Here is a 12,812-nt window from a genome sequence, read left to right on the forward strand (position 1 = left end):
TGCATCTTCTCATACAAGAAAGGGGTATACTCATGAGTGAACTTAACAAAGAAATGACTTTACTCCCCCCTCCTGAACTCGTCCAATATGTAGGTGGCGACTTCAAAAAAGTTGGAAAAGAGTTCCTAAAGCATTTTATTCAAATTGGCGCTTTAAAACCAAATGAAAAAGTATTAGATGTAGGCTGCGGCGTCGGTCGAATGGCTGTACCATTATTGAATTACTTAAATGATGATGGAGCGTATTATGGATTTGATTTGTTTAAAGATGGAATTACTTGGTGCCAAAATAACATTTCAACTATGCGTAATAATTTTCACTTTGAACATGTTGACATATACAATCAATTCTATAATCCAGAAGGAAAAGAAGATGCCTCTCAATATCGTTTCCCCTATGAAGACGGGACATTCGATTTTATCTTTTTAACTTCTGTATTTACGCATCTTCTCCCAAAAGAATTAGAACATTACGTATCTGAAATTGTACGTGTATTAAAAAAAGACGGGAGATGTTTCATTACATTCTTTCTTATAAATCCTGAATCGTCCTATTATTTAAATGCAGGACAAAGTACATTAGGTTTTTATCATCGAATCGAAAATTGCTACGTTGTAAATAAAGATATTCCGAATTTCGCAGTTGCTTATCCTGAGACAGATATTTGCAATCTATTGAATAAGTACGGCCTAGAAATAATCAATAAGCCGCATTACGGTTTATGGTGCGGCAGACATGAATATACAAGTTACCAAGATATTGTTCTTACAAAAAAAAGCTTCTGAAAGGAAGTTATGTATGATGAATGAAAAAAATCCACCTCTCGTTTCCATCCTTATTCCCACTTATAATCGGCCTCATTATTTCAAAATTGCTCTAGAAAGTGCATTGGCACAAACTTATTCTAATATTGAAATCATCATCGGAGATGATAGTACAAATGATGAAACAGCAACTTTAATACGCGAACAATACTTACCAAATTATAAAAATATAACATACATTCGAAATATTCCTACTCTAGGACAATTTCACAATGACCTTATGCTCATAGAAAAATCAAATGGTGAGTATATAAATTTTTTAATGGACGATGACGTGTTTTATAAGCATAAAATACAAAAAATGATGACCTATTTTGAGCAAGATCCCAATAAAAATCTTGCTCTTGTTACTTCTTATCGAGTACGCATTGATGATCATGGAAATCTAATAGGTGATTCCCATCCAACACAAAGGTTATATAGTGAAGACACCCCATTAAACGGGATATTTTTAGGTAATTGGATGTTAAAAGGTGGACACAACATTATCGGTGAGCCTACAACTACCTTGTTCCGAAAGGAATTGCTCACTGAACCTTTTGGCACTCTTAAAGAGCGACAATATTCTTGTAGTGTTGATATGGCCTCATGGATTTCTTTACTTTCTAAAGGAAATGCAATATACATTTCTGAGCCTTTAAGTCAATTTCGCTACCATGCTGGACAACAAATACACAATAAGCTCCTTCAAGGTTGTGAAGATTTCACACACCTCGTTATAACAGCAAAAGAATATGGCTTTTTACAAAATACTACAGACTATAGAGCAGCTCTACTTAGTGCTTACCAATGGTGTAAAAGTTCCTTAAAATACTATCTTCATCAACTAGATATTTTTCCTGACGCACATGTACGTCTTTCCCATTGTTTGGATATAATTATTAAAGAGTTAAACAATTAAACTACTCTGCAAAATTAAAAGTGTATGGACTATATGTGAATCATTCGTATAGTTCATACATTCTTTCTCATACTATAAAGTGAAACTTTAATCAGCTCTCACCAATCGGGCTTTTACGGGCAGTTGATCCCCCACCTAACTTCTTCGCTTTCGCTGAATTTTGAGGTAGGGGTCTTACTGCCCATTAATGCGGGATAAAATCCATTACTATAAAGAGCAGTAGAAAGGAATACCTACATTGAAAGATCCAAATTCTCAATATCAAATAGACTACGTATTACTATTTATTTTATTTGCCATTGGGATTGTTAGTTGTTGTGCTATTGCAAGTGCGCAAGCCTCTTTACCGCCATTTTTACAAAACGTCAATTTTGTACTAAAGCAAATCCAATGGTATTTCATTGGATTTATAGCCATTGGTGTTATTATGATTATCGACTTCGATCGTTATCAAAAAATTGCTTGGTATTTGTACAGCTTTGCAATGGTACTACTTATTGGACTAGAACTTCAAGTACCAGGTGCCGTTACAATTAAAGGCGCTACCGCTTGGTACAGGCTCCCAGGCATCGGAAATTTTCAGCCTTCTGAAATTATGAAATTATTTTTAATTATCGTCATTGGACGAATTATAGCAAACCATAATGAGAAATATTTTTCCCAAACAATACATGACGATTTTTTACTACTTGGAAAAATATTTGCAACAAGTTTGCCACCACTACTACTCATCGCAAAGGAACCAGATTTAGGAAATACAATGGTCATTTCAGCGATGCTTGCAGCAATGATACTAGTTTCTGGCATACGATGGCGTTTTATTTTCGGATTAGTTTCAGCTACTTTCGTTGCTGGAACTACATTAATATATATTTTTTTTACTCACACAGATTTCTTTAAAGCACACATTTTAAAAGAATATCAATTAAATCGCTTCTACGGATGGTTAGCACCTTACAAATATGATGCACAAGGCTATCAATTAAGACAAGCATTCTTAGCGACTGGATCCGGAGAAATGCAAGGAAAAGGGTGGGAAAATGGACAAGTATATTTTCCAGAACCACATACAGATTTTATTTTCACTAATGTCGCTGAACAATTTGGATTTCTAGGCGCAAGTGTCATTATTTCTCTTTTTTTCTTACTCATTTTTCGAATGATTCATATTGCTTTAGAAAGTAATGATCCTTTCGGTAGTTACATTTGCGCTGGTACAATCGGAATGTTTACTTTCCAAGTATTCCAAAATATCGGGATGACAATCGGATTACTTCCCATTACAGGGATAACATTACCTCTTATGAGCTACGGAGGAAGTTCACTGCTTACATACATGATTGCGATTGGATTCATTTTAAATGTTCGCTCAAGAACGAAAATCTTTATGTTTAAATGAACAACACAAAAACGCTATATTTTTATCTCTATCCTTTTTTAGATATACTAATGAAAAATACGATGGAGGTTTAAATATGAAATATGACATTATAGGAGATATTCATGGATGCTTCCAAGAGTTTCAAAATTTAACAGAGAAGCTAGGATATAACTGGAGTAGCGGTCTACCGGTTCACCCTGACCAACGTAAACTTGCATTCGTTGGCGATATTACAGACCGTGGTCCTCATTCATTACGTATGATTGAAATTGTATGGGAACTTGTCATACATAAAAAAGAAGCTTATTACGCTCCTGGAAATCACTGTAATAAACTATATCGATTTTTCCTTGGGCGTAATGTAACAGTCGCTCACGGACTTGAAACAACTGTTGCTGAATATGAGGCACTTCCTCCTAATAAGCAAAACATTATAAAAGAAAAGTTTATCACTCTTTATGAACAATCACCGCTCTACCACATACTAGATGAAAAAAGAGTAATCGTATGTCACGCTGGGATTCGGCAAGATTACATAGGAAGACGAGATAAAAAAGTACAAACCTTTGTATTATATGGCGATATTACAGGAGAAAAGCATGCCGATGGCTCACCTGTCCGTCGCGATTGGGCGCAAGAATACAAGGGGCAAGCTTGGATTGTATATGGACATACACCAGTAACAGAACCTCGATTCGTCAATCAGACAGTCAATATTGATACTGGTGCTGTATTTGGTGGCAAATTAACCGGATTACGTTATCCTGAAATGGAGACTATCTCTGTCCCTTCTTCTTTACCTTTTGTCGCTGAGAAATTCCGTCCAATTTCATAACTACCTTACTTAGCATTATTTAGGCAGATCTCATATAAAACTAGGTAAAGTAATTAAAAAAAGATGCAATAAAGTGCATCTTTTTTTAATTACACTACATATAATGTCGCAGGAGGTGACAGAATGAAGAAAAAATCTTCTAAACAAAAAAGAAAATTTCCCCCTTTATATCTGCCCATGTACGGAATTAACAACTGGTGTAGTATTCGGGCTGCAGCGATAGAAGAACTGGAAGAACAAGAGTCATCAAAAAAAAGCAAAGTAAAACCAACATATGTCTCTTTAGAAAATGCTGTGATGAGCCGCATAATCGATCGCAGAAAAATAAAGATGCAACAAAAAAATAAACAGCTCTCAAATCAAGATGAACAGGTAATACATTCTAATCAAGCAGAAGAAAAGACGGAAGAAAATATTTCTGTAGCAATAAATAAAAAAGTGGAACCAGAAATTCCAGCTGCTATTATAAACAAAGTAAAAAAAATAAAAGAGGCATTGGCTTCATCGAATGATATACAAACTGAAAAACCCCTCATAATTGAGACACCTACACCTGAAAATACAAAAGTTAAAAGGGGCGGCCGATATGCATATGCAGAGGGGCTTCACTCTCATGCGGAGGGCATGGCAGCACATGCGGAAGGCTTATTAACACACGCAAAAGGTTCTTTCTCTCATGCAGAAGGATCAAACTCAAAAGCAACTGGACATAGTTCGCATAGTGAGGGAAGTGAAACGACAGCAGGCGGGGCTTATTCTCATGCGGAGGGTAAACAGACAATTGCTTTAGGCGAAGCAGCACACGCAGAAGGAAACGCAACTATCGCTAACGGATCCTCTTCTCATGCGGAAGGTCATCATACATCAACAGCTCATTTTGCAGGTAGCCATATTATGGGGCGCTTCGGCATTGCAGAAGAAGCTTATTCTTGGTTTATTGCAAATGGTGTAAGCGACACCGACCATAATATCGGGGCTAAATGGCTTGCTCATAATGGAGAAATGTACATTGAGGGCGCGTCTTACAATGCAAGCGGAACGGATTTTGCACAAATGTTTGAAACCGAAGGTTATAAACCTATTGATGTCGGTTATTTCGTTACATTTAGTAACGAAGAAAAAATTCGGATAGCTACTTCACGCGATTCGTTCATTTTAGGAATATCTAGTGCAACCCCTGCCCTTATAGGAAATAGCGGGGCTTTAAGTTGGCAAAAACGTTATAAAACAGATAACTTTGGAAAACGCCAATATGTATGGACGGAAGCCGAAGAAATACAACCTCTTTTAAATACAGAATGGGATCCAACTTGCAAATATGTAGCAAGAAAAGATCGCGCCGAGTGGCTTCCTGTCGGATTAATTGGACAAATGTTAGTACGTGATGACGGCACTTGCGAAGCACATGGATATTGTCGTCCAAATGACAATGGCATTGCTACAAAAGCCGAAAGTGGATTTTTCGTTATAAAGCGTACGGGTGAAAACCAAATTTTAATATTATTCCGCTAAGAAAAAAGGGAACAAAATTCTTTATAATATAAGAATTTTGTCCCCTTTTTAAGTATGCCGCAACACTTCTTGCATATCGCTTGGAAGCTTTATAGTGAAAGACATCTCTTTCTCTAAAATAGGATGATAAAACGTCAAAGATTTACTATGAAGTGCTTGCCGTTTCATTTCATCCCTTCTCCCTCCATATAAGCTATCACCAAGTAACGGATGTCCTATATGAGCCATATGCACACGAATTTGATGCGTTCTTCCTGTCTCAAGCTCAAGCGCTACATGTGTCTTATGATATGTACTATCAATTACCTTAAAATGAGTAACTGCCCTTTGTCCATCCTCACAAACCGTTCGCTCAATAATGCTATCAGATTTTCGACCAATTGGTGCATCAATCATTCCTTCTCGTTCTACAATCTTTCCGTGAACAATTGCTTCATACGTTCGTTTCACAGCTTTTTGTTGATGCTGCTTCGATAAAAGATGATGCACGAAACGATTTTTTGCAATAAGCATAAGCCCCGAAGTATCACGATCTAAACGTGTTACGATGTGCACTGTACTTGCAAGGTGCTGCTTATCATAATGAGATAAAAGCGCATTGGCAACACTCCTTGTCGGATGTTCTCTAGACGGAATCGTTGACATGTTCGCCTCTTTATTAATGATAAGAACCGCGTCATCTTCATATACAATGCTTAAAGGGATATCTTCTGCCATCATCCCTTCACTTCTTTCCTCAACTGGAAAAAAGACACGTAATTCTTCACCAGCACGCAACTGATGACGAACACTCGCATGTTGACCATTTACTTCAATTGCCCCGCCGTGAAACTTTATATCCGTTAAAGCGGCTTTAGAAATACATTTCGTTTTCAAAAATTCCCTAACTAAAGTTCCCTCTTCAGCCGGACCTATATCCCATTTCAATGTAAATCTGTTCAAATATATAACCCTTTCTATTTATCCGCAACAAACGAGTCACGAACTCGTTTCCAGAACGGGAATGGACGGAAACGAACAAATCGTACTTTCTCGTTTGCGACCCGATACTGGATTGATTTCACATCTTGATGAACCATCGTTAAATGATCCACTGTAATTTGTAAGTTCATTCCTGCAGCTGGCTTTAACACACATGTATGATGCTTCGGCAATACGAGCGGCGATCCTACAGTACGAAATACACGATTGTTAATGGACGCCATTTCTGCAATTTGTATCGCTTCAATAGATGGGTGAATAATCGCTCCGCCAAGCGCTTTATTATACGCGGTACTTCCTGAAGGAGTAGAGATACATAGGCCGTCTCCGCGGAATGTTTCAAAATATTCTCCGCGTATTTCTACTTCTGTTACTAATGTACCTTCTGCACTTTTTACAGTCGCCTCATTCATCGCTAAATACTGTGACTCTTTACTTCCATTCACATAGCGAATAATAACTTCTAAAAGCGGATATTCCACCACTTGGAATGGTGTTTTCGCAATTGCAATTACTAATTTCTCTACTTCTGTCGGTAACCAATCTGCATAGAAACCTAGATGTCCTGTATGTACACCAACAAATGCTGTTTCATCCAATCGATTATAATAACGATGAAACGCATATAAAAGCGTTCCATCTCCCCCAACAGAAATTACAATATCGGGTTCCTTTTCATCCATTATAAATCCAAAATCTAGCAAGTACTCTTTCATCGTGCTTGCCAGTGTATCTGATGATTGATCTCCCTTTGACATAATTGTAAATTTCATCGCCCAACACCCTTTAGTTTATGATTCAGAATCTTTCGTTTCTTGCTTTCTTGAAAAAGCCTTTTGCGCTTCTTGAATTTCAAGACGAATAGAAGACATTTCTTCATCTAATAAAAACGCCGCTTCAGCTGCACGTTGCAACCTTATTTTAATATCTTCAGGAAAACGTCCACTATATTTATAATTTAAAGAATGCTCAATTGTTGCCCAAAAGTTCATTGCTAGCGTGCGTATTTGGATTTCTACCAATACTTTTTGTTCACCCTGAATCGTTTGAACAGGATAACTAATGACAACATGATAAGAACGATAACCACTATCTTTCTTTTGCGTAACATAATCACGTTCTTCCACGATTTCAAAGTCATTTCGTTTTCGAAGATATTCTACAACAGGCTTAATCTCATCAACAAATTGACACATCATTCTAAGCCCAGCAATATCCTGCATATCTTCTCTCAATCGGTCTAGCGGTACATTTCTCTTCTCCGCTTTATCAATAATACTTGCAACCGACTTTACCCTTCCTGTTACAAACTCAATTGGAGAATGCTCTGTTAACATTGCAAATTGAGTACGCATTCCTTTTAGTTTCACTTTCAGCTCTGCCACCGCTTGGTGGTAAGGTGCTAAAAATTCTTCCCAATTTCGATTCATTTCAACCACCACCAAAATCAATCCATTTGCTTATAGAAATACTTTTTCTACAGCAGTTACTAGTTCTTCTCCGTAATTTGCATTACCTTCAATATTTTCAACTAAATATTCTACTTCTTCTTTTAATCCTTCTAATTCCATTTCAATGTCATTCACGCGAACGAACATAACCACATCGCTATTCATCGCTTCATGCATTGCTTCCCAGCATGTGTGCGGAATACTTACATAAATGAAAGATGATTCATTTTCTAAGATATATAAAAATGATAAATTGTCTGAGTCTACAAGTACGTGATTACGCGCACTTAACTCCTTTACCTCTATTTCACTATTTTCCGCACAAAAAATAAGAGCATTCTCTCTCTTTTCTACGCTCTTAACTTGGATTTTATTTTGCATGCTCTAACTCCTCCATCTCAACTTCCTGTCTTACTTAACAGTATTATTGTATCATAACATGGACGCAAACAAATAAAACATTGAACCAAATTTATGAAAAAGCGATAATGTGTAAAGAATTATTTTTCAAAAGGAGATTATACAATGACACAAGAAATTGAAATTGAATTCAAAAATATCGTTACAAAAGAAGAATTCGATACATTATGTAAATCGTTTTCTATTGAAGCATTTACAAAACAAGTGAATCACTACTTTGAAACACCTGACTTCTCGTTAAAAGAAGCTGGCTCTGCACTTCGTATTCGTCATAAAGGAAAAACTTATACGTTAACGTTGAAACAACCTGCAGAAATTGGTTTATTAGAAACGCATCAAGTCGTAACAGAAGACGAAGCAAAAATGATGATGGAAACAAACACAATCATTCAAGGAGCAGTAGTAGATCAATTACACAAATTACAAATTCCTGTTTCTGCTTTAACATATATGGGTAGTTTAACAACAGAAAGAGCAGAAACATTATTTAAAGGCGGAACGCTTGTCTTTGATCATAGTTTCTATTACAATCACGATGATTATGAAATTGAATTTGAAGTGCAAGATGAAGAAACAGGAAAAGCTGCATTTATTGATTTATTAACGCAACATAACATACCCGTTCGCCATACAAATAACAAAGTAAAACGCTTTTTCCTTGCCAAACAAAACAAAGCACGCTAAAGTGAAAATTCCACTAGTGAATATGTTTCACTAGTGGATACATCTCACTAAAAAAGGTTACACCCGTAGAATAAGCAAAGAATCTTTGAGAAGGCTGTTTATTTGCCCTCTCGAACATTCCATTGCTACAATAGATATACATTTCATGGAAAAAGGAGTTTATAAAGGATGAGCAAGCAACCGATGACACCATTTGAAGCAATTGGCGGTGAACAATGCATTGCAATATTAGTAGATACATTTTATTCCTATGTCAGTAAACACCCTGACTTATCTCCCATCTTCCCGGAAGATTTAACAGAAACCGCTAGGAAGCAGAAGCAATTTTTAACCCAATATTTAGGTGGTCCTAATTTGTACACTGAAGAACATGGTCATCCTATGTTAAGAGCACGCCATCTCCCGTTTGAGATTACCCCAAAACGAGCAGAGGCTTGGCTATCATGTATGGAGCAAGCAATGGATGATACTGGAGTGCATGGTCATATAAGAGAGTTTGTTTTTGAACGTTTAGCATTAACCGCTCAGCATATGGTTAATACTCCAAACGAAACAGGTGAAGTGTAATGGATAAGCAGGAAGCAAAGCATATAAATATGCCATCTCCTTCCGCATGCGAGCATAAGTCTGTAGAAGCATATTTATTTATTGATCCACTTTGTAAAGATTGCTGGGAAATTGAGCCTTTTATTATTAAACTATGGCTTGAATACGGGAAATACTTCTCTATTCGTCATATCGTAACAGGGAAAGTGGATGGAACGAACGCTTCCTCACACAAATGGAATAAACCTGCTAATATTCGATTTGTGTGGGAAAAGACAACCAGTTTACAAGGTTTTTCATGTGATGGAAAGGTACATATGCAAGAAGCATCGTCAACACCATATTTAGTTTCGATGGCAATTAAGGCAGCGGAGTTGCAAGGCCGAAAAGCAGGTTCGAAGTTTTTGCGAAAACTCCAAGAATACATTTTCCTTGAAAATGTATCAAACCCTGATTGCGAACTATTACTTGCATGTGCGAGAGATAGCAATATTGATGTAGAAGAATTTAAAAAAGATCTACATTCTGCTAGTGCAAAAAAAGCTTTCCAATGTGACTTGAAATTCACGAATGAAATGCATATTACAGAAATACCTTCCCTCGTCTTTTTTCATGCGAACTCAGATGAAGAAGGTATTAAAATCGCTGGAAATTATTCCTACGATGTATACGTACAATTATTGAAAGAACTTGTAAAATGTGAAATTGAGCCAGAACCATTACCACCTTTAGAAGTGCTACTAGAAGCAACACAATTTATATCTTCAAAAGAAGTAGCATTTATTTATGACTGTCCGCAGCAAGAAATTGAGCGCGAACTAAAAAAATTACAACTGAAACGAAAAGTACAAATGATTGAAGTAAAATGCGAACGTTATTGGAAATGGATAGCAAAAGAAAAAGACCTGGTGTAAACACCAGGTCTTTTTCTTTACGGCTTATAAAAATATTAAAGGGGATGGGAGAAATTTTCACGTTCAAACAAAGGGGTATATGTTTGTATGTGAATTCGTTCACGCTTATTATATTACAAGATTCGACGTCAGATGACAACCCCTTTTGTCGAATTTCACACTTTTGTCACATTCTAAACGTTTTCATTTTTGAATAAGCTATAAAAAAGGTCATTTAGGGGGTTTATTTATGAAAAAATCTTATATTGCTCTTCTCTTTCTAGCTGTCATCGTTTCTTTTTTCTTGTACATCCTCTCTCTACTACAAGCTTTTCCTAAAATTATTGCCTTACCTCTTTTATTCGGAATCATCGTTATCACACTCTCTTATTTCAATTATAAAAAACGATTCAAAGGGTTTTAAGTTCAAAAATCAGCCGTAAAGCTATCCTTTCAGTTAGAAAAAATAAAGAAATTCATCTTTTTTTCAACAAATATCGACATTAAATCTATTCAACAAAAAAGACGAGGATACAATCCCTCGTCTTTTTTCATTACTTTTCTTCAAATAATAATGCTTCTAATTCATTTAATTTCTCTTCAAATACTTGTAGTGCCTCTTTTACTGGTTCAGGAGATGCCATATCTACTCCTGCTTTTTTCAGCACTTCAATTGGATAATCAGAGCTTCCTGCTTTTAAGAACTCGTTAATATAACGTTCTACTGCTGGTTGTCCTTCTTCTAAAATCTGTTTAGATAGAGCTGTCGCTGCACTAAATCCTGTTGCGTATTGATATACGTAATAGTTGTAGTAGAAGTGTGGAATACGAGACCATTCTAAACCAATCTCTTCATCGATTACTAAAGCGTCACCGAAATATTTCTTATTTAAATCGTAGTAAATTTCCGTTAGCATGTCTGGCGTAACAGCATGTCCTTCTTGTACTTTCTTATGAATAATATGTTCAAACTCTGCAAACATCGTTTGACGGAATACAGTACCACGGAACCCTTCTAAATAATGATTTAATAAATATAGACGCTCTTTCTTATCTTCTGTCGTTTTTAATAAATAATCATTTAGAAGCGCTTCATTACAAGTAGATGCCACTTCTGCTACGAAGATGGAATAATCACCATATACGTGCGGTTGTGTTTTTCTTGTATAGTAACTATGCACCGAATGACCAAACTCATGAGCAAGTGTAAATAAATTATTTACATTATCATGCCAGTTCATTAAAATATACGGATTTGTTCCATATGCACCAGATGAATATGCCCCGCTTCGTTTTCCTTTATTCTCATACACATCTACCCAGCGATTTTCATATGCCTCTTTCAAAATATCAACATATTCATCACCAAGTACGTTTAAAGATTTTAATAAAAGGTCTTGCGCTTCTTCGTATTTCACATTCATTTTCACTTCTGGTACAAGTGGTGTATATAAATCATACATATGAAGCTCATCAAGTCCTAGTGCACGCTTACGAATATCGATGTAACGGTGTAATAAATGTAAGTTGTCATTTACTGTTTCAACGAGTTGATCGTATACTGCTTCCGGAATATTATTATTGCTCAATGCAGCTTGGCGAGCAGAATCATATTTACGAACACGCGCATTGAAATTATTACGTTTTACTGCTCCACTTAACGTACTTGCGAATGTGTTTTTAAATTTTCCGTACGTTTCATATACAGCTTTAAATGCATCTTTGCGAACACGAGGATCATCACTTTCTAAAAACTGAATGTAACGGCCATGTGTAATTTCTATTTCTTCTCCGTCTTCCCCTTTAATAGATGGGAATTTTAAATCCGCGTTATTCAACATACCGAATGTATTGCTTGATGAACTCATTACTTCAGATGCTTCCGCTAATAAAGCTTCCTCAGCTTCTGATAATACGTGCGGGCGTTGACGTGTAATTTCTTCTAATGCATGTTCATATACACTTAAATCTCTATTTTCCTTCAAGAATGTTTGCAGTGTATCTTCTGAAATCGATAAAATTTCAGGAACAATATACGCTGTGCTACTAGATACTTGTGAATATAAATTTGTTGCGCGATCATTTAATGCTTGATATACAGAGTTTGTTGTATCTTGATCGTAACGCATATGAGCATATGTATATAACTTACCTAATCGCATTGAAATTTCATCTTCATATTGCAATGCCTCAAGTAAATTGTCCGCAGAGTCACCAAGTTTCCCTTTAAATTCAGTTAACTTCGGCAATAGCTCTTTAATAGCTTGAAATTCTTTTTCCCATTCTGCATCCGTTTGGAAAATATCTTCTAATCGCCACGTACTTGCTTCTTCAATCTCGTTGCGATCTGGTAATGCTTTCGCTTTGTTTTGTTCAGACATTCT

The 12,812-nt window shown here is 36.2% G+C and carries 14 protein-coding genes; 9 read left to right on the forward strand and 5 right to left on the reverse strand.

Going from position 1 to position 12,812, the window contains the following annotated elements:
- The first annotated feature begins 32 nt into the window (after positions 1-32).
- From QCI79_RS06410 to QCI79_RS06430, 5 genes are all read left to right on the forward strand, one after another.
- Positions 33-785 (forward strand): class I SAM-dependent methyltransferase, encoded by a 753-nt coding sequence (locus tag QCI79_RS06410; RefSeq protein ID WP_001292838.1) that lies wholly within the window; start codon positions 33-35, stop codon positions 783-785.
- A gap of 13 nt (positions 786-798) precedes the next feature.
- Positions 799-1,725 carry a glycosyltransferase family 2 protein gene (locus tag QCI79_RS06415; RefSeq protein ID WP_002004643.1) on the forward strand — a complete coding sequence of 309 codons (927 nt, stop codon included), beginning with the start codon at positions 799-801 and terminating at the stop codon, positions 1,723-1,725.
- Positions 1,726-1,963: 238 nt separating this feature from the next.
- Entirely contained in the window at positions 1,964-3,124 is a 1,161-nt protein-coding gene (locus QCI79_RS06420) for an FtsW/RodA/SpoVE family cell cycle protein (protein ID WP_000654700.1), read from the forward strand.
- A 76-nt stretch (positions 3,125-3,200) separates the two neighbouring features.
- The gene (gene prpE, locus QCI79_RS06425; protein WP_000872695.1) at positions 3,201-3,941 is read left to right on the forward strand and encodes a bis(5'-nucleosyl)-tetraphosphatase PrpE; all 741 of its coding nucleotides are present in this window, start codon (positions 3,201-3,203) and stop codon (positions 3,939-3,941) included.
- A 123-nt stretch (positions 3,942-4,064) separates the two neighbouring features.
- A complete protein-coding gene (locus tag QCI79_RS06430) occupies positions 4,065-5,453 on the forward strand; it encodes a peptidase G2 autoproteolytic cleavage domain-containing protein (RefSeq protein WP_000730516.1) in 1,389 nt (462 codons plus the stop codon).
- 48 nt (positions 5,454-5,501) lie between these two features.
- On the opposite strand, the gene QCI79_RS06435 is transcribed toward QCI79_RS06430, so the two are convergent.
- From QCI79_RS06435 to QCI79_RS06450, 4 genes are read right to left on the reverse strand one after another with little or no spacing between them, the layout of a single operon-like run.
- Entirely contained in the window at positions 5,502-6,395 is an 894-nt protein-coding gene (locus tag QCI79_RS06435; protein ID WP_001079131.1) for an RluA family pseudouridine synthase, read from the reverse strand.
- A gap of 14 nt (positions 6,396-6,409) precedes the next feature.
- Positions 6,410-7,207, reverse strand: coding sequence for an NAD kinase (locus tag QCI79_RS06440; protein WP_000673190.1), 798 nt, complete (start codon positions 7,205-7,207; stop codon positions 6,410-6,412).
- Between the two features lie 18 nt (positions 7,208-7,225).
- Positions 7,226-7,864 carry a GTP diphosphokinase gene (yjbM, locus tag QCI79_RS06445; protein ID WP_001081482.1) on the reverse strand — a complete coding sequence of 213 codons (639 nt, stop codon included), beginning with the start codon at positions 7,862-7,864 and terminating at the stop codon, positions 7,226-7,228.
- Positions 7,865-7,894: 30 nt separating this feature from the next.
- Entirely contained in the window at positions 7,895-8,266 is a 372-nt protein-coding gene (locus QCI79_RS06450) for a UPF0738 family protein (RefSeq protein ID WP_001180006.1), read from the reverse strand.
- Positions 8,267-8,410: 144 nt separating this feature from the next.
- Here QCI79_RS06450 and QCI79_RS06455 point away from each other — a divergent pair, with 144 nt between their 5' ends.
- The 4 genes from QCI79_RS06455 (at position 8,411) to QCI79_RS06470 (ending at position 10,852) form a co-directional block, all read left to right on the forward strand.
- Positions 8,411-8,989, forward strand: a complete 579-nt coding sequence (locus tag QCI79_RS06455) for a CYTH domain-containing protein (protein WP_000191125.1) — start codon at positions 8,411-8,413, stop codon at positions 8,987-8,989.
- 168 nt (positions 8,990-9,157) lie between these two features.
- Complete coding sequence (locus QCI79_RS06460; protein WP_000043386.1) at positions 9,158-9,556, forward strand: globin domain-containing protein; 399 nt, start codon at positions 9,158-9,160, stop codon at positions 9,554-9,556.
- Positions 9,556-10,449 (forward strand): ClpXP adapter SpxH family protein, encoded by an 894-nt coding sequence (locus QCI79_RS06465; protein WP_000360656.1) that lies wholly within the window; start codon positions 9,556-9,558, stop codon positions 10,447-10,449. Before QCI79_RS06460 ends, QCI79_RS06465 begins: the two co-directional genes overlap by 1 nt.
- A 229-nt stretch (positions 10,450-10,678) precedes the next feature.
- The gene (locus QCI79_RS06470) at positions 10,679-10,852 is read left to right on the forward strand and encodes a hypothetical protein (RefSeq protein WP_000750355.1); all 174 of its coding nucleotides are present in this window, start codon (positions 10,679-10,681) and stop codon (positions 10,850-10,852) included.
- 130 nt (positions 10,853-10,982) lie between these two features.
- Here the strand turns inward: QCI79_RS06470 and pepF are convergent, their stop codons facing one another.
- Positions 10,983-12,809, reverse strand: coding sequence for an oligoendopeptidase F (pepF, locus tag QCI79_RS06475; RefSeq protein WP_000003348.1), 1,827 nt, complete (start codon positions 12,807-12,809; stop codon positions 10,983-10,985).
- Between the last annotated feature and the right edge of the window lie 3 nt (positions 12,810-12,812).

Source organism: Bacillus cereus group sp. MG1 (assembly GCF_040460035.1).
GTDB lineage: Bacteria > Bacillota > Bacilli > Bacillales > Bacillaceae_G > Bacillus_A > Bacillus_A cereus.